Origin of the sequence: Pseudomonas sp. URMO17WK12:I6 (genome assembly GCF_003253625.1) — a bacterium.
Taxonomy (GTDB): domain Bacteria; phylum Pseudomonadota; class Gammaproteobacteria; order Pseudomonadales; family Pseudomonadaceae; genus Aquipseudomonas.
The window spans coordinates 245,374-269,866 of the sequence record NZ_QKYZ01000003.1 but is presented as its reverse complement, the minus strand read 5'-3'; the positions used below and the strand labels follow the sequence as shown (position 1 = coordinate 269,866).

General features: G+C 60.3%; 16 protein-coding genes. 3 read left to right on the top strand and 13 right to left on the bottom strand.

The genetic code is table 11. The features are described from left to right. Positions 1 to 109: 109 nt before the first annotated feature. The 5 genes from F475_RS07245 to F475_RS07225 form a co-directional block, all read right to left on the bottom strand. On the bottom strand, positions 110 to 1,279 hold the full coding sequence (locus F475_RS07245) for a lactonase family protein (protein WP_111453548.1): 1,170 nt from the start codon (positions 1,277 to 1,279) through the stop codon (positions 110 to 112). Next, the gene (locus tag F475_RS07240) at positions 1,272 to 1,568 is read right to left on the bottom strand and encodes a DUF5629 family protein (RefSeq protein ID WP_018926173.1); all 297 of its coding nucleotides are present in this window, start codon (positions 1,566 to 1,568) and stop codon (positions 1,272 to 1,274) included. The genes F475_RS07245 and F475_RS07240 overlap by 8 nt, the downstream gene beginning before the upstream one ends. A gap of 198 nt (positions 1,569 to 1,766) precedes the next feature. Then, complete coding sequence (locus tag F475_RS07235) at positions 1,767 to 3,347, bottom strand: aldehyde dehydrogenase (NADP(+)) (RefSeq protein WP_111453547.1); 1,581 nt, start codon at positions 3,345 to 3,347, stop codon at positions 1,767 to 1,769. 10 nt (positions 3,348 to 3,357) lie between these two features. Next, positions 3,358 to 4,350, bottom strand: coding sequence for an AraD1 family protein (araD1, locus tag F475_RS07230; protein WP_111453546.1), 993 nt, complete (start codon positions 4,348 to 4,350; stop codon positions 3,358 to 3,360). Positions 4,351 to 4,393: 43 nt separating this feature from the next. Then, positions 4,394 to 5,716 carry an MFS transporter gene (locus F475_RS07225; RefSeq protein WP_018926176.1) on the bottom strand — a complete coding sequence of 441 codons (1,323 nt, stop codon included), beginning with the start codon at positions 5,714 to 5,716 and terminating at the stop codon, positions 4,394 to 4,396. 193 nt (positions 5,717 to 5,909) lie between these two features. Between F475_RS07225 and F475_RS07220 the strand changes: the two genes are divergently transcribed. The 3 genes from F475_RS07220 to F475_RS07205 all read left to right on the top strand — a co-directional run bounded on the left by F475_RS07220 (position 5,910) and on the right by F475_RS07205 (position 13,355). Then, a complete protein-coding gene (locus tag F475_RS07220) occupies positions 5,910 to 7,646 on the top strand; it encodes an IlvD/Edd family dehydratase (protein ID WP_111453545.1) in 1,737 nt (578 codons plus the stop codon). 258 nt (positions 7,647 to 7,904) lie between these two features. After that, on the top strand, positions 7,905 to 8,624 hold the full coding sequence (locus tag F475_RS07210; protein WP_018926179.1) for a FadR/GntR family transcriptional regulator: 720 nt from the start codon (positions 7,905 to 7,907) through the stop codon (positions 8,622 to 8,624). Between the two features lie 144 nt (positions 8,625 to 8,768). Further along, positions 8,769 to 13,355 carry a dermonecrotic toxin domain-containing protein gene (locus tag F475_RS07205; protein ID WP_111453543.1) on the top strand — a complete coding sequence of 1,529 codons (4,587 nt, stop codon included), beginning with the start codon at positions 8,769 to 8,771 and terminating at the stop codon, positions 13,353 to 13,355. Between the two features lie 64 nt (positions 13,356 to 13,419). Here the strand turns inward: F475_RS07205 and F475_RS07200 are convergent, their stop codons facing one another. The 8 genes from F475_RS07200 to F475_RS07165 form a co-directional block, all read right to left on the bottom strand. After that, positions 13,420 to 15,804: an RND family transporter gene (locus F475_RS07200; protein WP_018929607.1), complete on the bottom strand. Its 2,385-nt coding sequence runs from the start codon at positions 15,802 to 15,804 to the stop codon at positions 13,420 to 13,422. Positions 15,805 to 15,832: 28 nt separating this feature from the next. Continuing rightward, positions 15,833 to 16,900: a YCF48-related protein gene (locus F475_RS07195; RefSeq protein WP_111453542.1), complete on the bottom strand. Its 1,068-nt coding sequence runs from the start codon at positions 16,898 to 16,900 to the stop codon at positions 15,833 to 15,835. 1,042 nt (positions 16,901 to 17,942) lie between these two features. Then, positions 17,943 to 20,600 carry an aminopeptidase N gene (pepN, locus tag F475_RS07190; protein ID WP_111453541.1) on the bottom strand — a complete coding sequence of 886 codons (2,658 nt, stop codon included), beginning with the start codon at positions 20,598 to 20,600 and terminating at the stop codon, positions 17,943 to 17,945. Between the two features lie 10 nt (positions 20,601 to 20,610). Continuing rightward, on the bottom strand, positions 20,611 to 21,441 hold the full coding sequence (locus F475_RS07185; RefSeq protein WP_018929611.1) for a DUF2797 domain-containing protein: 831 nt from the start codon (positions 21,439 to 21,441) through the stop codon (positions 20,611 to 20,613). Then, on the bottom strand, positions 21,438 to 21,698 hold the full coding sequence (locus F475_RS07180) for a YeaC family protein (RefSeq protein ID WP_007937782.1): 261 nt from the start codon (positions 21,696 to 21,698) through the stop codon (positions 21,438 to 21,440). Before F475_RS07180 ends, F475_RS07185 begins: the two co-directional genes overlap by 4 nt. 31 nt (positions 21,699 to 21,729) lie before the next feature. Next, the gene (locus F475_RS07175; protein WP_019648963.1) at positions 21,730 to 22,599 is read right to left on the bottom strand and encodes a rhomboid family intramembrane serine protease; all 870 of its coding nucleotides are present in this window, start codon (positions 22,597 to 22,599) and stop codon (positions 21,730 to 21,732) included. Further along, positions 22,596 to 23,570, bottom strand: coding sequence for a metallophosphoesterase (locus F475_RS07170; protein WP_172901237.1), 975 nt, complete (start codon positions 23,568 to 23,570; stop codon positions 22,596 to 22,598). The genes F475_RS07175 and F475_RS07170 overlap by 4 nt, the downstream gene beginning before the upstream one ends. Continuing rightward, entirely contained in the window at positions 23,567 to 24,457 is an 891-nt protein-coding gene (locus F475_RS07165; protein WP_007906781.1) for an NAD(+) kinase, read from the bottom strand. The genes F475_RS07170 and F475_RS07165 overlap by 4 nt, the downstream gene beginning before the upstream one ends. Positions 24,458 to 24,493: the final 36 nt, after the last annotated feature.

The following is a 24,493-nucleotide window of genomic DNA, read 5'->3' as shown; positions in this document are numbered from 1 at the left end:
GAAGCAAACTTAACTCCCGAGGGTCGGCGCCTTGAAATGCTTTGTAGCATTAGCCGATATCAGTCTCATTAATAGAAGGTTGCAGGCCCCATCAACCGGGGCCTGCGGCCTATTGACGCAGCAGGAACTTGAGATCGCTCGGGGCATCCATCGGCAGTTTTTGCACGGTTTTGCCCAACAGACCGGTCTTGGCGTCACGCTCGATGACGACAATCTGGTTGCTCTTCTGGTTGGCAATCAGCACGAATTTGCCGCTCGGGTCGAGACTGAACTCGCGCGGGTGATCACCGTCCACCGAGCGACGCTGAAGCTCCTTGAGGTGGCCGGTTGCCGGGTCGATGGCGAACACCAGCAACTGATTGGCGGTGCCACGGTTGCTGACGTAAAGGAACTTGCCATCGGCCGAGGCGTGAAGCGCAGCCGCGGCCTTGCCCGATGTGGGCAGCCCCGCCGCCAGATCGACCAACTGCGTTTGTTCGAGTTGGCCGTCCTTGTAATCGAACACCGCCACCTGCGCGCTCATTTCCATGGTCAGCCAGGCGTGCTTGCCATCGGCGCTGAACAGTAAATGTCGCGGCCCGCTGCCGGGGGGCAACGGGACGGACGCGGGTTTGGCGGCAGTCAACGGCAGTTCCGGATTGGCCTTGGGGTCGAAGCGATAGATAAAGATCTTGTCCGCGCCCAGGTCATTGGAAAACACGTATTGACCATCCGGCGAAGAGATCGCCGAATGCACGTGCGCCGACATCTGCCGCTCGGGGTCGATCCGGCTGGACGGATGACCGCTCATCTGCACGACAGGTTTCAGCTTGCCATCGGGGCTCACCGGTAACACCGCCAGGGTACCACCCGGGTCTTCAGCCACCGAGTAGTTGCTGACAAACAGATGGCTGGCATCACCGCTGATGCTCGAATGGGTCGGCTCGTTGCCCAGGGTTTGCATCTGGTTGATCAGGCTCAGCTCATGGGTTTTCGGATCGATTGCGTAACTGCTGACGCGCCCTACCGGATCGGCCTGCCCCGGGCCGTTTTCGTTGACCGCGAACAAGCGACGTTGATCCTTGGACACGGTCAGCCAGGACGGGTTGGCGCTCTTCACCACTTGCAGCGGCTTGGCATCGATCTGCCCGGTGCGGCTGTCGAAGTTAAGGCGATAAATCCCCTGGCTCTGGCCGGCGGTGTACGACCCCACCAGCAATTCGTAGTTGTCGACCGGCGCCGCCTGCACGCCCATAGCACCGACGCTGCCGGCGATCAACAGTGGCCAGAAGTTACGCATCCTCATTCGTTTCGTCCTCGTCATCCTGACCACCAAACGCTTCCATAGGCACCAGACGGTGTTCACCGGAATCACCGGTGATGATCCAGCTCTTCAAATCGGGATCGAAAGTCGCCGCCTTGATCTGCGCCATGCTGAACTCCCAGCGCTTGAGCGCCCGACCGTCCATGCATTCGATGTGCAGGTTATCGTCTTCATCGAGAGAGAAGTCGAAAGCGTGCAGCCCGTCGATCTCCAGCATGTCGCAATGTTCGAGGGCGTTGAGCAAGGTGTCGTTTACGGCAGTCATGGCAGTCAATCTTTGAATGGGAAAGGGCAATGATAGCTCATCACACCGCAATGATCGTTCCCACGCTCCGCGTGGGAATGCCTCAACGGACGCTCTGCGTTCGGCTGTTGATGTGACGCGGAGCGTCACGGGCTGCATTCCCACGCAGAGCGTGGGAACGATCAGTTACAGCGGACCGAGCCAATCAGTTGTGGGCGGCTAGAGAGCATCACGCGATGGTTTGCCATCGACCAGGCGCTGGATGCGCAAAGGATTGCCATTCTTCAACGCGTCCGGCAGCAGGCTATCGGGGTAGTTCTGGAAGCACACCGGGCGCAGGAAACGGTCGATGGCCAGGGTGCCCACCGAAGTGCCGCGCGCATCGGAAGTCGCTGGATACGGTCCGCCATGGACCATCGAATCGCAGACTTCCACACCGGTCGGAAAACCGTTGAGCAAGATCCGCCCGACCTTCTGCTCCAACAAGGGCGTCAGCTCGCCGAAGCGTTCGAAGTCCGCCGGCTCACCGATAATCGTTGCCGTCAGTTGCCCGTGCAGGCCGTTCAGCGCAGCACTGAGTTGCGCCTGATCCGCCACTTCAACAAACACCGTGGTCGGGCCGAACACTTCCTCTTGCAGCACTTCATCGCCATCGAGCAACAGACTCACATCCGCCTTGAACAATTGCGGCTGCGCCTGATTGCCTTGTTGCGGATTACCGGCCAAGTGCTCGATTTTCGGATGCGAAAGAAGCTTGTGCAGGCCTTTGCCATAGCTGCTCAAGGTGCCGGCGTTGAGCATGGTTTGCGCCGGCTGATCGCCGATCAGCCCGGCCACCTGCTGCACGAACGCACTGAACTGCGGCGAACGAATGCCGATCACCAGCCCCGGATTGGTACAGAACTGCCCGCAGCCCTGCACCACTGAAGCCGTGAGGTCACGGGCGATGCTTTCAGCACGAGTATCCAGCGCCTGCGGTAACACGATCACCGGGTTGATGCTCGACATCTCGGCGAACACCGGAATCGGCTGCGGCCGTGCCGCGGCCATGTCGCACAGCGCCCGACCGCCTTTCAGTGAACCGGTAAAACCGACTGCCTGAATCGCCGGGTGCTTGACCAGTGCTTCCCCTACTCCACCGCCGTAGATCATGTTGAACACACCGGCCGGCATGGCGGTTTTTTCGGCAGCGCGGATCACCGCGTCAGCCACCCACTCTGCGGTTGCCATATGGCCGCTGTGGGCCTTGAACACCACCGGGCAGCCGGCGGCCAAGGCCGAAGCGGTGTCACCGCCAGCCGTGGAAAACGCCAACGGAAAGTTACTCGCGCCAAACACCGCCACCGGCCCCAGACCTATACGGTACTGACGCAGGTCCGGACGCGGCAGTGGCTGGCGTTCCGGCAGCGCCAGATCGATCCGCGCGCCATAGAAATCACCACGCCGCAGCACCTTGGCGAACAGACGCATCTGGCCGCTGGTGCGCCCACGCTCACCTTGAATCCGCGCCGCCGGCAACGCGGTTTCGCGGCAGACCACGGCCACGAACTCATCGCCAAGGGCGTCCAGTTCATCGGCAATCGCATCCAGAAATTGCGCACGGCGCTCGGCGCTCAGGCTGCGATAGGCCGGGTAAGCGGCGGCAGCAGCCTTCGCGGCGGCGTCGACTTCTGCAGCGGTGGCTTGGTAGAAATCGTGGGGCAAGGCCTCGCCGGTGCTGGCATCGGCGCTCTGCAGTTTGACGGTGCCGGCAGCGCTGCGCTCGCCGCCAATGTAGTTGTGACCAAGAATCCGGGTCATGGGTGTCTCCTTAAAGTGTGCCGACGGTGCCGGGTTCGAACGCTGCTTCAACCGGTGCGATGCCGTTGATCAAGGGTGCGCCGAACTCGGCCTGGCTGATCTCGAACACATCACCCGGCCGGGTACGGATGCCATCGGCGAAGGACAGGGTCGCGGTGCCAAAGAAGTGGATGTGCACGTCGCCGGGGCGCAGGAACTGGCTGTACTTGAAATGGTGATACTCGAGGTTTTCCAGGCTGTGGCACATGTTGGCTTCGCCACTGAGGAACTCGTTCTGCCAGAGCACTTCGCCGTCGCGCAGGATGCGACTGGTGCCTGCCAGGTGTTGCGGCAGTTCGCCGACCCGAAGCTCCGGGCCATAGCTGCAACTGCGCAGTTTCGAATGGGCCAGGTAAAGGTAATTCTTGCGTTCCATCACGTGATCGGAGAACTCGTTGCCCACCGCAAAACCGAGGCGATACGGTTTGCCGTCGTGGCCGATGACATAGAGGCCGCTGAGTTCGGGCTCTTCCCCGGCATCTTCAGCAAAGGGCGGTAGCGGGAAAGGCTTGCCCGGTCGCACGACGATGCTGCCATCGCCCTTGTAGAACCATTCCGGTTGCACGCCGGCCTGGCCGGCTGCAGGTTTACCGCCCTCCACACCCCACTTGAAGATGCGCATGGTGTCGGTCATCGCCGCTTCATCGCCGGCCTGCTGATGCATTTTGTCCCGAGCCGAGGCGCTGCCCAAATGGGTCAGGCCGGTGCCGCTGACCAGCGTATGCGCCGGGTCCGGGTGATCCAGCGGCGGCAGGATGCGTAGCTTGGCCAGCAGCTCGGCATAGTTGTGGCTGATGCCCAGCCCCAGGGTTTGAACCTGTCGCTCAAGACTGGTGCCCGCCTCGATCGCCGCCAGCGCCAGATCCCGCACCGTATGCGCATCCTGCACTTCACGCACCAGACCGTCTTCGACCACGCCGACGCGGCGTTCGCCATTACTCAATTCGAACTGAACTAAACGCATGAACCTTCTCCTGTTAATGCAAAACTTGTTGGCCAATCTCGCGTCAGGTACGGGTAGCACCGCGGGCACTTGCCGCGAACTGGTCGGCCGGCAGCACATGCTTGCGTTCCAGCAGGCGATACACCACGCCGGTCAGGACCAGACCGAACACCATCACGCAGGACAGGAAATACAGCCCCGACGCCAGGTTGCCGGTGTACTCCTTCAGCGCACCAATCACGAACGGGCCGATGTAGCCGCCGAGGTTGCCCACCGAATTGATCAACGCGATTCCTGCCGCCGCACTGGCGCCGGCGAAGAAGCGCCCCGGCAAGGTCCAGAACACCGCCGTGCAGGAAAACAGCGCGAATGCCACCAGGCACAGCGCCGCCAGTTGCAGCACCGGCACCGACAGCCAGGCGCTGAGGAACAGGCCGATGGCACCCAACACATACAGCACCGCCAGATGACCGTAGCGATCATTGAGGCGGTCGGAACTGCGCGGAATGATCAGCAAACCGATGATTCCGAAGATGTATGGCACCGATGACACGAACCCGGTCACCAGGTCTGTGCCACCGAACTGCTTGATCAGCGTCGGCAGCCACAAACCGAGTCCATAGATGCTCAAGGTCACCGGCAGATAGAACAGCGCCAGCAGCAACACCCGTTTGTCCTTCAGTGCATGCAACGGATTGCCGTGGCAGGTCTGGCCATACTCGGCGAGGTCTTTTTTCAGTTCCCCGGTCAGCCAGTCTTTCTCGGATTGATCCAGCCATTTCACTTGGTCCGGGCCGTCCGGCAAGTAGCGCAGCACCGGCCAGGTCAGCAGGATCGCTGGCGTACCGATAACGATGAACAGCCACTGCCAGCCGTGCAGGCCAAGCGTGCCGTCCATACCGAGCAAACCGCCGGACACCGGGCCGGTGATCATCATGGCGATGGGTTGGGAAAGGATGAACAGCCCGAGGATCTTGCCGCGATGGCGAATCGGGAACCATTGGGTGATGTAGTACAGCACGCCTGGAAAGAACCCGGCTTCGGCCGCACCGAGCAGAAAACGCATCACATAGAAGCTGTTCGGGCCCTGGACGAACGCCATGCCGATGGTGATAGCGCCCCAGGTGACCATGATCCGCGCGAACCAGCGTCGGGCGCCGAAGCGGTCGAGCATCAGGTTGCTGGGGATCTCCAGCAGAAAGTAGCCAATGAAGAAAAGCCCGGCACCAAATCCGTAAGCCGCATCACCGATGCCGACGTCGGCGCCCATGTGCAGCTTGGCGAACCCCACGGCGGAGCGATCCACATAGGCGATCAGGTACAGCAGGATCAGGAAGGGAATCAGTTTCAACGTGATGCGACGGATAAGCCGCAATTCCTGGCTCATGAGTTCGGTCTCCGATTGTTGTTGTTATAGAACCTCGGGGGACGCCTCTCGCGGAAAACCATCAGGGTCGTCCCTCCGTTGAAAACGACTATATAGTATTACTATTTAACCAACAACACTTCCAAACAGCCGAAATTGCGCTTATGTTACACCACAGCTCGAACAATATAGTCATACAATAAGAGAACCGATCATGACTGATAAGAAACCCACCCTGCGCTCCGCCCAATGGTTTGGCACTGCCGACAAGAACGGCTTCATGTACCGCAGCTGGATGAAGAATCAGGGCATCGCCGACCATCAGTTCCACGGCAAGCCGATCATCGGCATTTGCAACACCTGGTCGGAACTGACTCCGTGCAACGCGCATTTCCGCCAGATCGCGGAGCACGTCAAACGCGGGGTGATCGAAGCCGGTGGCTTTCCTGTGGAATTCCCGGTGTTCTCCAACGGCGAATCGAACCTGCGCCCCACCGCCATGCTCACCCGTAACCTGGCGAGCATGGATGTCGAGGAAGCCATTCGCGGTAACCCGATCGATGGCGTGGTGCTGCTGACCGGTTGCGACAAGACCACTCCGGCGTTGCTGATGGGCGCGGCCAGTTGCGACGTGCCGGCAATCGTCGTCACCGGCGGGCCGATGCTCAACGGCAAGCACAAGGGCCAGGACATTGGTTCAGGCACGGTGGTGTGGCAGCTCAGCGAACAGGTCAAGGCTGGCACCATCACACTTGATGATTTCCTCGCGGCCGAGGGTGGCATGTCCCGTTCCGCCGGTACCTGCAACACCATGGGCACCGCCTCGACCATGGCTTGCATGGCCGAAGCACTGGGCACTTCCCTGCCCCATAACGCGGCGATTCCGGCAGTCGATGCGCGCCGTTATGTGTTGGCGCACATGTCGGGTATGCGTGCGGTGGAGATGGTTCGCGAGGATTTGAAGCTGTCGAAAATCCTCACCAAGGAAGCCTTCGAAAACGCCATCCGGGTGAACGCTGCCATCGGCGGTTCGACCAACGCGGTGATCCACTTGAAAGCCATCGCCGGACGCATCGGTGTCGAACTGGACCTGGATGACTGGACCCGCATCGGTCGCGGCATGCCGACCATTGTCGACCTGCAACCGTCCGGGCGCTTCCTGATGGAAGAGTTCTACTACGCCGGTGGCTTGCCTGCAGTGCTGCGTCGCCTGGGCGAAGCCAACCTGATTCCGAACCCGAACGCCCTCACGGTCAACGGCAAAACCCTCGGCGAGAACACCAAGGACGCGCCGATCTATGGCCAGGATGAAGTGATCCGCACCCTCGACAACCCGATCCGCGCCGACGGCGGCATCTGCGTGTTGCGCGGCAACCTGGCGCCACTGGGTGCGGTGCTCAAGCCCTCTGCGGCGAGTGCCGAGCTGATGCAACATCGCGGGCGCGCAGTGGTGTTCGAGAATTTCGACATGTACAAGGCGCGGATCAACGATCCGGAACTGGACGTGGACGCCAACTCGATTCTGGTGATGAAAAACTGCGGGCCGAAGGGTTATCCGGGCATGGCCGAAGTCGGCAACATGGGCTTGCCGGCCAAGCTGCTGGCCCAGGGTGTGACGGATATGGTACGGATTTCCGACGCACGCATGAGCGGCACGGCGTACGGAACCGTGGTCTTGCATGTGGCACCGGAAGCCGCCGTCGGCGGGCCTTTGGCGGCAGTGAAGGAAGGCGACTGGATCGAGCTCGATTGCGCCAGTGGACGTTTGCATCTGGACATTCCGGATGCCGAACTGGCCGCGCGCATGGCCGACCTGCAACCGCCGCAACAGTTACTGGTGGGCGGCTATCGCCAGCTGTACATCGACCATGTGCTGCAGGCGGATCAGGGCTGCGACTTCGACTTCCTCGTCGGTTGTCGTGGAGCCGAGGTGCCGCGTCACTCTCACTGACCCTCTGGATTCTGTAACCACAGTAGAACCTGTGGCGAGGGAGCTTGTCGGATCGCCGCACCGTCCCGTTGGGCTGCGAAGCGGCCCCAATACAGGCAGTCGCGATTTGTCAGGCAGACCGTGCCGGCCGATTTGCGACTGCTTCGCAGCCGAGCGGGACGGTGCGGCGATCCGACAAGCTCCCTCGCCACAATGATTGTGCCCGCCACGCCTGCTATCATGCGCAGCACCCCATCGCACAGGACCGCGCCGTTCCCCATGGATTACCGCAAACCCTCCGACCGCAAAAGCATGCACTCGCGCATCGTCCAGGAATTGGGCATGCAGATTGTCTCGGGACGCTTCAAACCGGACGACAAACTGCCCGCCGAAGCCCTGTTGTGTGAGGAATACGCGGTCAGCCGGCCAGTCCTGCGCGAAGCGACCCGAGTGCTGGTTGCCAAGGGCCTCGTGTATTCCCGTCCGCGGGTCGGCACCGTGGTCAAGCCGCGCCGGGAGTGGCACATGCTCGACCCGGACGTGCTGCACTGGCTGATGCAAAGCAGCCCGCAGAATGAGTTCTTCAGCCTGCTGACCAGCGTGCGCAGCATCATTGAACCGGCCGCTGCAGCCCTGGCCGCGCAGTTCGCCACCGACGCAGACATCGCCTCCATCGGTGAAGCCTACCAACGCATGGAGTCAGCACCGACGCCTGAAGCCTTGTTGCAGCCGGACCTGGATTTCCACAGCCGCATCGCCGACGCGACCCACAACGACCTGCTGGCGAACCTGTGCAACATGTTGTCGGTGGCGATTGCCGAAGCCTTGAAGCACTCCAACCAACGGCCGAACCTGCATGAACTGGCGTTGCCTCGGCATAAGGCGATTCTCACGGCTATCGAGAATCGCGATGCGCTGGGTGCGCGGCATGCGACGTTGGTGCAACTGGACGATGCGCGTAACGCGCTGAATGTGGTGCTCGGCACCGATCCCGCATAACCACCACAATTCCCCTGGGCTCATTGCCACCACGTAGTCATCCCTTAGATCATCGAATTGTCGGATCTGCGGTATCCCGTTACCGCACATCCATTCCGGCCTCGCCTTACTTTGCGTGACTCAACCCATGCAAAGGATTGCATCATGCCGATACCTGCATCCCCCCCTGCCACGGCGGACATGACCGATATCATCGCGCACGCCGTCAGCGCCCGCTTCAGCTCCCGCCCCACCCTGCGCTCGGAAACCGCTCGCCTGCTCAAGGACGGCGTACTGGAAAAGTACCCGCAACTGGACTTCGACCCTGAGCGAACCAAAATCGCGCAGCCGATTCCCAACGGGGCCTGGCGCCTCACGTTACTGCTGGACCTGGTACTGGATTATCTGGCCAGCGGCACACCTGTCGATTTCAGCGAGCGGTTCGGTCGTGCCTGCTTTCTGACCAACCGTGCGCCCGCGCAACTGACTGTCGGCAAAACCACATCACGCCTGCCTGATCTCCAGGTGATTGCGGGGGTCATCCTTGAGCTGCCCGACTTGCTGCACATCGGGCTCCAGGAATCGCTGACCCTTTACTGGAACCAAAAGGACGAGGCCGGCGTCAGCCTCCAGCAATCCTGGTCAAAAGGCCCCATACAAGCCTGCACCCTGCAAACCACCCTGACCAACGGTGACGTCTCCATTACGCTGCAGGCCTCCGAGCTCCTGGTGACTTGTGGTGAAACCCATTTGTTGTGCAGCGTGACCGGCAAAATCGAGCCCTTCGCTTCCCTGGAAGCTTTCGGCCTGGCTTGGGGCGCACGGTTTCAGCGGGCATACAAAGCCGATGTCATCACCTGGAAGCGGTTTGAGCCGGACGGCAACATCTTTGACATTCAGGCTGCCCTGCTCCTGAACCGGCAACTGGAAGATCTGGCTGCGCTCAAACTGCCCGCCAGCCAGGGCCTGGGCGAGTTGGCGAAACACGTTGATGCGATCACCGAAGTCGCCACGCTGTTCATCGACAGCCAACCGGACGAGGCCGTTTTTCAACCGATACAGGCGTCGATTCCCAGGTGGTTGCAAGCGGCGACACCCACTGACCGCATGGCCTATCGCAAGCACGTCCTGGCCATGGCCAGCGTCAAGCAACAGACCCAGGGTCGCACCTTCAACGATGGCATCGACGACCTTCGTACGTTTGCCCGAAAAGCCTTGCACAAGCAGATGCAGGAAGATTATCCGCTGGCGCCCGGTTATAACTCCGACGAGCTGGAACTGACTTTTCATGTACCCGTCGGTGACCTCGGCAGCGGCTACATCGAAACCGCCAAAATGACCCTGACCGAGCTGGCGATCAACAATCTCGCCGCAAAACCCAAGGGCCGCATGACTGTCCGTCACACCGGAGACCAACTGATTCAGCAGTGGACTACCGACGCCTATCTGCTGGACCTGGTGAGCCGGGTCAATGTCGGCCAGCACTATCCCGAACTGATCGAAACCTCGCTGCTCGGAGAGACCAACGACGCACGGGAGCGGGAACGATTATTCGCGCTGGAACTGTCGGTTCATCTCCCCCTGCTGGCCCTCGAGCATTCGATCAAGGGTGAGCACGGGTTCACCCATCTGGGGTATCGCTATGTCGATGCGTTGATGAATCGCACCGCCGCCGAACGGGTCGTCAACGAACAGGCCGTGGTCATCCGGCCCCTGGCGTTCCAACGCAAGGACGGCGCCGACTGTGATGTGGCCGCCAACATGTTCATCATCGAGCCCAAAGACTTGCAGGCCAGTGGTCCGCATATCCTCTATCGCCCGTTGTACACCCCGTCACTGCAGCAATACGCCGCACGCAGCGACTTGCTCAAAGCGGTCGCGCAACAGGGCGCGCTGCAAACCAGCGTGCTGACCTGGTTCCCGGACCGCGCACGTCCGGTTTACGACAACAACGGTTTCAACGAACCGCATATCAACCACTTTCACATCGGCGACGAGTTCTCACCGCCCGACAAGCCGAAACCGGCGATTCTGGCAGGCGACGAAGCTGCGGCCCAGTGGCTCAGTGCAGTGGAGGAAGGTCGATTGCCGGCCAGCCTGTTCGCCAGCAACGCCCGGGCGCTGGCCGATCTGGCTGACAGGCAATCGGTGTCCAATGCCGAAAGCCGTTGGGCGATCATCCTTGAGGGTGGCTGGCTGGTCTTTAACAACCTGGTACTGCCACTGTTGCGCGGCCCGGCAATGCTGGTGGGCTGGATGCTGCAAATCACCCATAGCCTGATCAAAGACCTGCCCGCACTGGACAGTGATGACCCAACTACCCGGAATCTGGCCTGGATCGATGTGCTCTTGAACATCGGCCTGCTCCTTTTGCATGTCGCACGAACTCAAGGTGAACGGCCTGCATTCGCGCCAGAGCGCATGGGCGAAGACGCTCCGGTGACCCTCGATCCGCTGCGCCGTCTGTTGCCACTGGACTTGCTGCCTCCCGAGACAACCATCACTCAAGAAACACCCGGACTGCCCTCCGAACCGCCGGGCAGTGGCAATACGTTGCTGGATTTCAACCTGTCGACCGCTCGGGACTCGACCTCGGCGCGGCTGTTCAACAAGCTGCAGGCGGTCAAGGTTGCATGGCCCGCGTCTCTGCCAGAGCCTGTTGCAACCGGTCCGTTCAAGGGGCTGTACCGGATCGACAACAAATGGCACGTCACGGTCGCCGGCCTGCTGTTTCGCGTGAGTGTCGTGCCCGGTTTCGGTGAGGTCTACCTGGTGCATCCCGAGCATCCCGACCATCCGGGCATCAAGCTCAAAACCGATGGATACGGCCGGTGGACGCTGGATCAAGGGCTGAAACTGCTCGGCGGAGGACGTAACGCCAGGCGGGATGCCCTGCGCGAGAGCAAACAACAACGCATCAGCCTGCTGGAACTGAACCACCAGGAATTTTTGCAGCAACAGACGCAGGTGCAAAAACGCGTTGATATCGCGGAAAAGCTGATGGAGCTGAAAACAAACGACCCCGCCAGCAGCGAGCAGGATCGCACCACTTTTCGCCAACGGTTCGCAGACGAGCTGGACAAACAGAGCGAAACCTATGTCACGGCGCTTGCCGAAATCCGCGAAAAAAGCGCTCTGAGCAAAACTGATCCCGATCCAAACCTGCAGCGCAACCTGCTGGAGAATCTCATCAACAACGCGCGCAAACGTGTGGTCATCGCTGACCGGGAACGGGAAGCCACCAATCGAACTTACGCGGACTTGACCCGCGGTATCGAACACTTGCGCGAAGCAATCAAGGACAAGGGCAACGTCGTACTGGATCGATACTTCGAATTCATGCGCAGGACCTCCGAAGTCAACGAAACCATGATCAGGTTCTACGAAGAAACAGAGAGCCGACTTGCGGAGCTTAAACACCTGTCTCGCTTGGGCTTGGAGGACTGGAAACGGTTGACCGACAATCGCTCCGAGAATGAATTGACCGCTTTGCGAGTCAAATCCTACCAACTGAGCATCTTGCGTATTCTCAGCCTGAAGGAACTGGGTAGCGCCACCATGGCCCCACTCGAACGCGCACTCGATCCCCTGATGTTGCTGTCTCGCTCCCATTCCGAACTGCAAACTTCTCGCACTTATAACAATAGCGATCGGATCGCCGTTCTGGACAACCTGGTCGATCACTACCGCAAAGCACTGGATGGGCTTGAAAGTATCGGCATCTTCAATGCCGAAGAATTACAGCCGGCGGCCTTCAATCGCCTGCGAGAGATCATCGGTGAACTGCGCCTCGATGCCGAGCGACGTCTGGCCGATGACCTTCAAAATCTCCCGCAACCTTCGGTCTCCGAGCCCGGTCCGTCTTCACCCGGAGCCAGCAAGCCCCCGATCCAGCGCCCCTCTTCATGGGCCAGTCGCAAGCGGGTCATCAAAACCGCCAAGGGCACTCTGATCGGCGATATTCGCCCCCGCGTGGCTAACCAGGGCGGAGACATTGTTGATATCAACGGTCCACTCGAAGATGCACCACTGGCTTCGTTCCATGAACATGAACCGAATGTCTGGGTAGAAATGATCGAGGTCAGGCAGCCCGCACCCAAGGCCTCCGCGCACTCCTACGCACAGCTCAAAGGGGATGCCCGCAAGGCCATCGCCAATGTCGACAAGCAGGTAAGGAAAATCGAGGGTTACGCGCAACGCGCAAGCTCACCCAAGGAAATTGAAGAACAATTGCAACGCGAAGCACAAAAGCTGACCGGGTATGCCGAGGGCCTGGAACACCATGAGGCACCCTCGCCAAACCGGGAACAAGATGCCTCGTTAATCCGCGATTTACGCGATCACGCGCGAGCCCTCGACAGTAAGGCATCGGAACTGCGCATCCGCATGACACTGGCCCAGCCCCCCAGCAGTGAGGGTGTGGAGTTTCTGTTACGGTGCAAGGAGGTTTACCCACGCATGATCGGTAATCGCGTACAACTGAAAACCGGACGTAAAGACTTTATGCAGGAGTACGTCCTGTTGAACAAAGACGATCAACCCTGGGGGTACGCGCATTTCCACTATGAGCGCTTCGATGATGCCAAGACGCAATATACCCAGGCCCATCTGAAAACCAGGGAACAACGCTTCGAAACCTACGAATCGGCGATGGCCAAGGCTACAGATCCGAAACAGAAAATCGATATCCACCGCGGGATCATCAGCAAGGAACTGGCCAACAGTGCATTCCTGACGCTACAACCACGCTGAGTGATTCGGTCCCCCATAAAAAAAGCCGCAACCTGAGTTGCGGCTTTTTGGGTCAGGCTGACGCCTAGTGAGCAAACAGCGAGTTGCCCTTCTGCCCCGCCAGTTTCTCTGGCTTGATCAGGAACCGTGCCAGCGCCGGCAACAGCCACAACGCGCCAAACATGTTCCAGAGCAGCATGAAGGTCAGCATCAGGCCCATGTCGGCCTGGAACTTGATCGCCGAGAAGATCCAGGTGCACACGCCGATTGCCAGGCACAGACCGGTGAACAACACAGCTTTACCGGTGGACTTCAGCGTCTGGTAGTACGCCTCTTGCAGCGACAGACCGGCACGCAGGAAGCTTTCCAGGCGACTGTAGATGTAGATCCCGTAATCCACGCCGATCCCCACCCCGAGTGCCACCACTGGCAAGGTCGCCACTTTCACACCGATGCCCATGAACGCCATCAGTGCGTTGCCGAGCACCGAGGTCAGCACCAGCGGCAGCACGATGCACAAGGTCGCCGCCCAGGAACGGAAGGTGATCATGCACATGGTCGCGACGCAGATGTACACCAGCACCAGAATCGTCAGTTCGGAACGCTTGATCACTTCGTTGGTGGCGGCCTCGATCCCGGCGTTACCGGCCGCGAGGAGGAATTCCAGGCCTTCCTTGTTGTTGTCCTTGGCGAAGTCCTGCACCGCATGAACCGCGCGATCCAGGGTTTCGGCCTTGTGATCGTTGAGGAACACCAGCACCGGCGCCAGGGAGCAATTGTTGTTGTACAGACCATCGGCACGGGCGATGGAGTTGTTCAACACGTCCGGATTGCGCGACAGGGTTTCCCATTTCAGGTTGCCCTCGTTCATGCCCTTGATCATTTGCTTGGACACGGTCACCAGCGAGATCGCCGACTGCACGCCCTCGGTGTTCTGCATCTTCCACATCAGCTCGTCGATCGGTGCCATGGCTTCATAGCGCGAGCACCCTTCAGGCTTGGTCTTGACCATTACCACCAGCACGTCGGAACTGGTGGAATAGTTGTTGATGATGAAGCTGTTGTCCTTGTTGTAACGCGAGTCCGGACGCAGTTCCGGCGCACCCTGGTCGAGGTCGCCGATTTTCAGGTTCTGGCTGTACCAAAGGCCACCGCCAAAGGCGATCAGCGCCAGGAGAATGGAGACCGGTGCGACTTTCGGGCTGGCAAAGTTCGCCAGCAGGCGCCAGAAGGGATGCTCGCGGTGCGCGTCTTTTTTGCTGCGGTCGACGGCGCGTTTGCTGATACCCACGTAGGAAATCGCTACCGGCAGCAGGATCAGGTTGGTGAATACGATCACCGCCACGCCGATGGACGCGCCGATGGCCAGTTCACGAATCACGCCGATGTCGATGATCAACAGCGTGATAAAGCCCACCGCATCCGCGAGGATCGCGATCATCCCCGGGAGGAACAACTGACGGAATGTTCGCCGCGCCGCAGTCAGTGCGTTGTCCGCCTCGCTGGACTGCAAGGCGATACCGTTGATTTTCTGCACGCCGTGGGAAATCCCGATGGCGAAGATCAGGAACGGCACCAGCATCGAGTACGGATCCAGCCCGAAGCCGAAAAAGTGCATCAAGCCGAGCTGCCAGACCACCGCCACCAGCGTCGTACTCAGTACTGCCACGGTGCTGCGCATGCAGTTGGTGAACCAGTACAGCAGGATCAGGGTGATGACGAAGGCGACGCCGAAGAACATCACCACCATGACCAGCCCATCGATCAGGTCGCCGACTTTCTTGGCGAACCCGACAATGTGGATCTTCACGTTAGGGTTCTGGGTTTCGAACTTGTTGCGGATCTTGTCTTCAAGTTCATGCGAGAACTTGCGGTAGTCCAGTGCCAGCAACTTGCCCTGGTCTTGCGGGTCCGGGTAGGACTCCAGCAGCGGGATGTCGACGATGCTCGACTTGAAGTCGTTGGCCACCAGCCGCCCGACTTGCCCGGACTTGAGCACGTTGTTGCGCAGCAGGTCGAGGCTCTGCTGGGAGCCGTTATAGCTCTGGGGAATCACTTCACCACCGGCGAAGCCCTCCTCCGTCACCTCGGTCCAGCGCACGCTCGGGCTCCACAGCGACTTGAGGCCGGAACGGTCGACACCGGAGATGTAGAACACCTCGTCGTTGATCTGGCGCAGGGTCTCCATGTACTCCTTGGAGAAGATGTCGCCATCGGTGGCTTCAACGGAAATCCGTACGGTGTTGCCCAGGTTCGCCAGATCGTTGCGGTGCTCCATCATCTTTTCAATGAACGGATGCTCGAGCGGGATCATTTTTTCGAAACTGGTGGACGGCCGGATCAGCGTCGCCTGCCAGAACAGGAAAATACTGACCAGCAGGCAGATGACGATCACCGCCGGGCGGTTGTTGAAGATCAGGCGCTCAAGAAACGTCGCCTTATCCTGATGAGGAGTGCTTAAGGATGTCATAGACCCGCCTTCTTATTATTTGCCCGGCTCATTTGGACGACCCGTTTGTGCCATTCTCTGCGCCCGTTGGCGAGGTGACGCGCACGCCGCCCTGGCCTGCCAGAATCAGATTACCGTTACCCGCCGCCGTGACCGACGAGACGGAAATGCGATCGGGACGGTTGAACACGCTGAAGGTCTCGCCGTCGTCGCTGCTACGAATGACACTGCCGCCATTGCCGACGATCACGATGGAACCGTCGTCGAGCAACGTGGCGCCGGACAGGCCGAATTCCAGCGCACCGCGTGCAGCCTTGAGTTCGACCTGCTCCCAGGTGGTGCCGAAATCCGTGGAGCGGTAGAGATTGCCCCGCAAGCCGTAGACCAACAGCGTGGCCGGTTGCGCGGTGCCGATGACGCCGAACAGCGAGCCCTCGTAGGGGCCTTCAAGCTTTTCCCAGGTTTGCCCTTCATCGGCGGAACGGAACATGCTGCCCTGCTCGCCGACGATGAAAATGCCGGAATCCTTGACGGCAGCTATGGCGTTGAGGTGGTACTGGTCTTCGTTGGCCAGGCGATCGCTGACGTCTTCCCAGTTCTTGCCACCGTCGGTGGTTTCCAGCAAGGCACCGTAGGCGCCCACGGCAAAGCCGCTGTTGACGTCCTTGAACCAGACGTCGAGCAGCGGCGATTCGCGGCGCAGGTCTTCGAATTGTTTGGTCCAGGTGACACCGCCGTCTTCACTGGCGAGGATCTGCGCGTCATGGCCGACGGCCCAACCGTGCTTGTCATCGACAAAAAATACCGCTGTCAGCAGTTGCCGGGTCGGCACCTTGGCTTGGGTCCAGGTCGCGCCCTGGTCATCGGAATAAAGAACGTGCCCGCGATCGCCGACCGCCACCAGGCGTTTGCCGGCATGCACGACATCGAGCATCAGGCCTTTGCTGGCCTTGGCGGATTCAATGGAATAAACCACGTCGGCGGTCGGCGCGGCAGCGGCCAGCACAGGGGCCGACAAGACGGCACAACCCAACAGCGAGAGCGCTGTAGCCAGCAACGCGAACCTGCGTAACGCCGGCGGGCGGCAAATACTCACACCCATGACAGGCTCACTCATAGACCTTCCCCCATTATTATTGTTAGGTCATTCAACCTTTCAGGGCGCCGTAAGGGGGTGCTCACCGGGACTGCCCTATTCCAGAGCATAGTCCTGAAACCCGCAATCCAGAGCCCCTTCGGAAGCTGGGCTTATCCTATCGGGGTTTGGAAAGGTCTGACAATCGACGCCACGTTATGTTTTGTTAACCGGGGGGATATGCGCAGAGGCTGAATGGAGGGACATTCGCAGAGGTGATCGGGGTCTGGGGTACATATCCGTTTCTGCGGTAACGGCGGCCGGCGGTTTCGCTCTTACAGCGAGTCACTTTCGAAAAGCGCGAAAGTAACCAAAGCGCTCTTGCCCCTGTCGTTCGGCCCTTCGCCTAGGCTCAGGGTGCCCTCGTTCCGGTCCTGCTCCGTGGGCCCGCCGCCATCGGCCATCCATGGCCGGGGGCGGCTAACCCGGCATCCATGCCGGGTTGCCCACTGCGCAGAACCTCCACTCGGCCTCTCGAGGGGGCGGTGCGTCAAAATCAAAAGCCAGGCGGCCTCCCGGCCGGCCTGATCTCAAGCGGACGCATTTCCCTGTAGGAGCTGTCGAGCGAAGCGAGGCTGCGATCTTTTGATCTTGCATTTGCTTTGCTTTGCTTTGCTTTGGCTTTGGCTTTTGATCTTGATCTTGATCTTGATCTACCCGCCCCTTCGGGAGGCTGAGCGCAGGTGTTCATCTGGGGATTGGCGCGCAGCGCCGTTCGACGCAGTCGAACCCATCGCATGTAGGTCGTAGCGAAGCAGACCGTAGGGCGATGCCCCCAGATGGATACCGGAGCGAAGGAACGCCGAGCCTCAGCGAGGGGCCGGACGCTTGGGGCGAGACCTTTTGGGTACTTTTGGGGCGTTTGCCAAAAGTGCCTCGCCGTAAGGGCGAAACCCTAAGTAGCCGTTACCGCAGAAATGGATATGTACTCCATCAAAAATCCCGGTCGGCTATCAGGCCGCCATCGCGAGCAAGCCCGCCCCCACAAGGTCCGAGTGAACACTTGAAAGAGCAGGCAACCAGATCAGGCCAGGCTTTTGCTGACCACTTCGTACACGTCGCTGGACAGCTGCCCCGAAGCGAGAATCCGCTCCAGTTCGCCTTTCATCAACGCCTGACGGGCGCTGTCGTACTTGCGCCAGCGGGTCAGCGGCGCCAGTTGGCGAGAAGCAATCTGCGGATTGAAGCCGTTGAGCTCAATCACCAGATCCGCCAGGAACCGATACCCGGAACCATCCGCCGCGTGGAAGTTGATCAGGTTCTGTCCGGCAAACGCGCCGACCAGTGCCCGCACCTTGTTGGGGTTCTTGATGTTGAACGCCGGGTGTTGCATCAAGGCTTTGACCCGCGCCAGACCGCCTGGCAATACACTGCCGGCCTGAACGCTGAACCACTGATCCATGACCAGCGGATTGTCCTTGAAGTGCTCGGCGAAGCTCGCCAGTGCCTTGGCTTTCTGCGTTTCGAACGGCGAATTCACCAACACGGCCAACGCGGTCAGGCGCTCGGTCATGTTGTCGCAGCTGTCGAACTGCTCAAGGGTTGCCGCCAATACTTCTGGCTTGTCGCTGAGCATCAGGTAGGACAACGCAATGTTCTGCAGTGCGCGGCGGGCGAAGTGCTCGGCCTCGGCCACATACGGAGTCTTCTTCGACAGATCGCGATTGGCCTGATAACGCAGCCACAGCGCTTCGAACAGCGTGTCCGCCAGTTGCTTGCGCGCAAATTCGCGAGCGGTGTGGATCGCTTCCACATCAGCCACTTCGCTGATTTCGGTCAGGTATGCCTCGCTTGGCAGCGAGAGCATTTCAGCGACCATCGCCTGATCCAGCGTCTCGTCGGACAGCACGGTACGCAGGGCTGCAACCAGACGCTGATCCAGCACCAGCGCGTCACCCTTCTGCTGCTGGGCGATCAACTCTTGCAGCACCTGCACCGACAACTGCTGGCCGGCATCCCAACGGTTGAAACCGTCGCTGTCATGCTGCATCAGGAACATCAGTTGATCGCGGTCGTACGGGAAGCTCAGTTTCACCGGCGCCGAGAAGCCGCGCAGCAACGACGGCAGTGGTTTTTCAGCAATGTCGACGAAGGTGAAGGTCTGCTCGGCTTCAGTCACCGAGATCACCCGCGAAGTGCCTTGAGCACTGGCTTCACCGGACAGACGCAATGCAATTGCCGCGCCTTTCGAATCAAGCAGACCCAGCTCCACCGGAATCACGAACGGCAGCTTCTCAACCTTGTCCGGGGTTTCCGGGCAGCTCTGGCGGAAGGTCAGGCTGTAGGTTTTCGCCGTGGCGTCGTAGGACTCGCTCACCGCCAGACGCGGTGTGCCGGCCTGGCTGTACCAGCGCTTGAACTGGGTCAGGTCGACGCCATTGGCATCTTCCATGGCCTTGATGAAGTCGTCGCAGGTCACGGCCTGGCCGTCATGGCGTTCGAAGTACAGGTCGCTGCCTTTGCGGAAGCCGTCAGCGCCAAGCAAGGTGTGGATCATGCCGACCACTTCCGAACCCTTTTCATACACGGTCAGGGTGTAGAAGTTGGAAATCTCGATGAAGCTGTCCGGGCGCACGGCGTGGGCCATGGGGCCGGCGTCTTCGGCGAACTGGTGGGTGCGCAGGTACGCCACGTCCTGGATGCGCTTGACCGTGGCCGAGTTCATGTCGGCAGAGAACTCCGAATCGCGGAACACGGTGAAGCCTTCCTTGAGCGACAGCTGGAACCAGTCGCGGCAGGTCACGCGGTTGCCCGACCAGTTGTGGAAGTATTCGTGGGCGACGATCGCTTCGACCCGCTGGTGTGCGGCGTCGGTAGCGGTTTCGGCGCGGGCCAGCACGGCGCTGGAATTGAAGATGTTGAGGCCCTTGTTCTCCATGGCGCCCATGTTGAAGTCGTTGACCGCGACGATCATGAAGATGTCCAGGTCGTACTCGCGACCGTAGACTTCTTCGTCCCAACGCATGGACTTCTTCAGGCTGTTCATGGCGTGCTGGCACTTGTCGATGTTTTCTGGCTCGACATAAATGCGCAGCGCCACGGAGCGCTCGGTCATGGTGGTGAAGGTGTCTTCGACACACCACAAGTCACCGGCCACCAACGCGAACAGGTAGGCAGGCTTCTTGAATGGGTCTTCCCAGGTCGCCCAGTGCCGGCCGTCTTCGCCGGGACCGGAGGCAATCGGGTTGCCGTTGGACAGCAGCACCGGATAGCTGTGCTGCTCGGCGACCACCGTGGTGGTGAATGCACTCATCACGTCCGGGCGGTCGAGGTAATAGGTGATCTTGCGGAAACCTTCGGCCTCGCACTGGGTGCAGAACATGGTGCCGGATTTGTACAGGCCTTCCAGGGCGGTGTTGGTTTCCGGGTGGATCCGGACGCTGGTGTCGACCGTGAAGCTTGTTGCGGTCGGGTGCAGGGTCAGATGGTTCTCGGTCAGTTGGTAGTCGGTGGCGCTCAGCCCCTGGTCGGCCAGGGTCACCGACAGCAGCTCGAGTTGCTGGCCGTCGAGCACCAATGGCGGCAGGCCCGGGCCACGCTCAGGGTTGCGGCGCATCACCAGTTGCGCATGGACCAGGCTGTGGTCCTCGAACAACTCGAAGGTCAGGTGCGTCTCGTCGATCAGGTACTCGGGCGCCTGATAGTCCTTCAGGTAAATCATCTTCGGTTGTTCGGTGCGCATGCTTGAGTCCTTACTGATGCACGGCGAGCTGGTAGGCCGTGTATTTACGAATATTGATCACGCCGGTGTCGAAAATCAGGTATTGACCCTTGATCCCCAACAGCGTGCCTTCGGCAATCGGGTTCTTGTCCAGGTTGAAGCTGACGATTTTGGCCGGGTACTGCTCGACCGGATAGCGGATTTCGAGCGGTTCGACGTCGGTAATTGTCTGGATTGCTTGTAGGCCGAATCGTTCCTGCAAACTGTGCAAACCTTCGGCACAGCTTTCAAACAGCTGATCACGAACCTGCGCCAGGTCCACCGACACCGCATCGCCCTTGAGCAAAGCACGCCAGTTGGTCTTGTCAGCGACTTGACTGCGGAACAGGTCTTCGACGAAGCCCGACTGCTGGCGGGTCGAGACGCGCACGATCGGCAAGGCCTGGCTGGCACCCTGATCGAGCCAACGGGTCGGCAGTTGGGTGGCGCGGGTAATGCCGACCTTGATCCCCGACGAATTGGCCAGGTAAACCACATGGTCGGTCATGCAGAACTTCTCGCCCCACTCAGGCTCCCGGCAAGTGCCGGCGTCGTAGTGGCAACGCTCCGGGCTCATGATGCAGATGTCACACTGCGCCAGTTTGGTCATGCACGGGTAGCAGTAACCCTGGCTGAAACTGGTTTTGGTCTTGCGTCCGCAATGGGTGCAGTGGATCGCCCCCAGGTACTCCAGGCGCACCGTGGTGCCGATCAACGGATTGACCGGTACCTCGGCGTCGCCCAGACGAAAAGCGTACTGCACGTTCGGCCCGTCAAGGCGCGCCGACATTTTGCTGATTGCACCGCGGCCAATCTCGATCAATGGATGGCATCCGACTTGAACAGAATATTCGGCACTTCGATCGACTTCGACGCGCACTCCTGCGGGCCCATGTAGCCGGTGCGCTGTTCCTCGGGCAGGTTCTGGATTTCCCAGGCGATCATCGCTTGCAGGGACAGTTCGCGCTGCTCGGCGGTGAGTTTGCCACCGTCGGACCATTTGCCGATTTCCACCGCCAGTTTCAGGCTCTGGTAGATATCCGGGGTAATGTTTTTGATCATTTCGTTAAAAGAGGACATCAAGGGCTCCGCGCTCTTCATTCATAACTGATTAGACGGCCAGTTTACGGCGGTTGTACAAACCGCCCAACAAACCGGTGAAGCATCCGATGAGTAACCCGCCGACGTGGGCCGCGTTGGCAATTTCGCCGAAACCGATCATCGAGACCAGCCCCGACAGGCACAACAACAGCCACACCAGCATCATCACCAACACCCCACGAGGCAGGCGATAAGCAGGGTTCGGCGACAACAACTGGAAGATCCAGCAATGCCCGAGCAGGCCGTACAGCACCCCGGACAACCCGCCAAACAGGGTCGGGCCGCTGAAAAAAAACTGGGCATAGTTGGATACCAGGCTGAACAGCAACGTCAGGCCGATCAGGTTGATGCTGCCCTGACGCGACTCGATGCGCCGCCCCAGCTCCCAATACCACATGCCGTTCATGGCCAGGTGCAGGATGCCGAAGTGGATCAGCATCGGCGTCACCAGACGCCACCACTGCCCTGCCGCCAGGCTGTCGGCCAGTGGCGTGAAATGGATGTATTCGCCGACCACGCGGAAATCGAGGAAGGTCAGCCAGCGCATCGTCTCGAGGTTTTCGCCCAGCAGCGTCACCACGCCGACGATCAGGCTCAGCAACAGCACGAACGCCGTGGCCTTGCTGTGGCGCAACTGCTCGACAAAACCCGGACGTTGCAGGGTCGGCGCCACCGGGATATCCAGTTGCTGATCGGGGTCGCCGGCCGGAAAGCGTTCGTACAACGAGCGCACGTCTTCGCTGATGCTGGCCGGTACCCACAGTACCTGCTCGCCCGCCTCTTCGCTGACCCGATGGGGCACTTGCATGCGCTGCAGCAGTTTGACGAACCCGCTCAAATCTACCGCCAGTGGTAGACGCAATACCGCCACCGCCGTCATTGCAACACCTCCGGCCGCTCGACATCGACCCAGACAAATTTATGCGGGTCGAGACGGGTTTCCTGATCCAGACGATAAGCGACCAGTTTGCCGTAGAGCACCGCGCTGTAATCCAGGCACGCCAGGTTCGGGCGGATCGGCGCCGGTTTGCCGCTGCGCCAGTAGTGGCCGACGAACAGCATCGGCTCATCGATGCCGTAGCGCAGCAAGTTGTCTTTTTCACTGGACGACAGCGGTGTGCGGGCCACCGGCTCGGGCAAGGCGTCGGGCTGGAACACGATGTCTCCGTAGGTTTGCGGGTCGTCTTCCCAGAATTTAGTGCGAAAGAACGAGCGCGTCAGGCCGTCGCCGCTGGTCATGGTCAAGCCGTGGGGCAAGCGCATGTCGGTGCCGCGCAGCAGGCGATCGAACACGGTGCAGGCGAAACTGCCGGGCACTGCGGAGGCCTGGAGGAAATGCTCGTCGATGCAACCGTCGGGGAACAACCCGCGCAACGGCTCGATCAGGCTGGCATCCCAACAGGCATGCACCACGCGGAAACGCTCGGCATCGACGAACAATGGCAGCTTGTAGAACCATTGCAGGAAGTCGTGCCAATCCTGGGGATGATCTTCGAACTGGGTCAGGGTTTCCTGAAGCAGGCGGGCGTGGCGCGGGGTGTGCTCGCGCACGAACTGTTTGCCGCTGCCCGGCAGCGCCGGCGTGCTCCAACCGAGGGCGTTGAACTCATGGTTGCCCATGATGCACAGCGCCTGGCCGGCCTCGACCATGTCGTGGACGATGTGCAGCGCCTCGCGAATCCGCGGGCCGCGGTCGATGATGTCGCCGAGGAACACCGCCATGCGCGACGGATGCCGCCAGACACCTGCCTGTTTGTGGTAACCGAGCCGGTCGAGCAAGTGCTCAAGGGTCAGAGCGCAACCGTGCACGTCACCGATCAGGTCGTAGCTACGCGCGGGATCGAGCATCAGTCGCCTCCACCACCCAACTTGCTGCCCCAGCCGAGCTTGGTCCGGCAGACTTCGTAGTAGTTGTGGTCGAGTGGGTGAATCAGCCGCAGCTTCTGCGCTTTCTTGCTGATGGTGATGGTGTCACCGGGCGCGCAGGTGAAGTGGTTCTGCCCATCACAGGAGACTTGCGGGTAAATCTGCATATCTTTGGACACGACGATTTTCAGCTCACTGTTGCCATCGACCACAATCGGCCTACCCGACAAGGTATGGGGGTACATCGGCACAATCACAATAGCGTCGAGCTTGGGATGCATGATCGGGCCGCCCGCAGACAGCGCGTAAGCGGTCGAACCGGTCGGCGTGGCAACGATCAGGCCGTCGGCCTTCTGGCTGCAGACGAACTGGCCGTCGATGTACAGCTCGAACTCGATCATTCGCGTCGACTTGCCGGGGTGCAGCACTACATCGTTCAGCGCATCGCCCTGGCCGATGGCCTCGGCGTGGCGCCGGACTTCGGCTTGCAACAGGAAGCGGTTTTCCACCAGGTAATGGCCGTCGAGCACTTCGGCGACTTTGACTTCCAGCTCATCGGGGCGAATATCGGTGAGGAATCCCAGGCTGCCACGGTTGATACCGAGCACCGGGATGTTGTGCCGGGCCAGCGCCCGGGCAGCGCCCAGCAGGCTGCCGTCACCACCGACCACAATCACCATGTCACAGACTTCACCGAGCATCTTGCGCGACGAAGTTTGCAGGCCATGGCCCGGCAGGACTTCGGCGATAGTGTCTTCGAGGATCACGTGCAGGTGACGATCGAGCAGAAACCGTTTCAGTCGGCGGACGGTATCCAGCACCTGAGAACTGCCCAGGCGACCGATGATGCCGATATTACGAAATTGCTCCATGAGGCCCCTAACGCGTGTGGCGGCGAAAAACACGAT

Excerpts from the sequence above, each read along its gene's own strand:
- F475_RS07240 (WP_018926173.1), bottom strand. The coding sequence starts at position 1,568 with ATGACTGCCGTAAACGACACCTTGCTCAACGCCCTCGAACATTGCGAC.
- F475_RS07205 (WP_111453543.1), top strand. The coding sequence starts at position 8,769 with ATGCCGATACCTGCATCCCCCCCTGCCACGGCGGACATGACCGATATC.
- F475_RS07235 (WP_111453547.1), bottom strand. The coding sequence starts at position 3,347 with ATGACCCGGATTCTTGGTCACAACTACATTGGCGGCGAGCGCAGCGCT.
- F475_RS07195 (WP_111453542.1), bottom strand. The coding sequence starts at position 16,900 with ATGAGTGAGCCTGTCATGGGTGTGAGTATTTGCCGCCCGCCGGCGTTA.
- araD1 (WP_111453546.1), bottom strand. The coding sequence starts at position 4,350 with ATGCGTTTAGTTCAGTTCGAATTGAGTAATGGCGAACGCCGCGTCGGC.
- F475_RS07165 (WP_007906781.1), bottom strand. The coding sequence starts at position 24,457 with ATGGAGCAATTTCGTAATATCGGCATCATCGGTCGCCTGGGCAGTTCT.
- F475_RS07200 (WP_018929607.1), bottom strand. The coding sequence starts at position 15,804 with ATGACATCCTTAAGCACTCCTCATCAGGATAAGGCGACGTTTCTTGAG.
- F475_RS07210 (WP_018926179.1), top strand. The coding sequence starts at position 7,905 with ATGGATTACCGCAAACCCTCCGACCGCAAAAGCATGCACTCGCGCATC.
- F475_RS07180 (WP_007937782.1), bottom strand. The coding sequence starts at position 21,698 with ATGTCCTCTTTTAACGAAATGATCAAAAACATTACCCCGGATATCTAC.
- pepN (WP_111453541.1), bottom strand. The coding sequence starts at position 20,600 with ATGCGCACCGAACAACCGAAGATGATTTACCTGAAGGACTATCAGGCG.
- F475_RS07225 (WP_018926176.1), bottom strand. The coding sequence starts at position 5,716 with ATGAGCCAGGAATTGCGGCTTATCCGTCGCATCACGTTGAAACTGATT.
- F475_RS07220 (WP_111453545.1), top strand. The coding sequence starts at position 5,910 with ATGACTGATAAGAAACCCACCCTGCGCTCCGCCCAATGGTTTGGCACT.
- F475_RS07245 (WP_111453548.1), bottom strand. The coding sequence starts at position 1,279 with ATGCGTAACTTCTGGCCACTGTTGATCGCCGGCAGCGTCGGTGCTATG.
- F475_RS07175 (WP_019648963.1), bottom strand. The coding sequence starts at position 22,599 with ATGACGGCGGTGGCGGTATTGCGTCTACCACTGGCGGTAGATTTGAGC.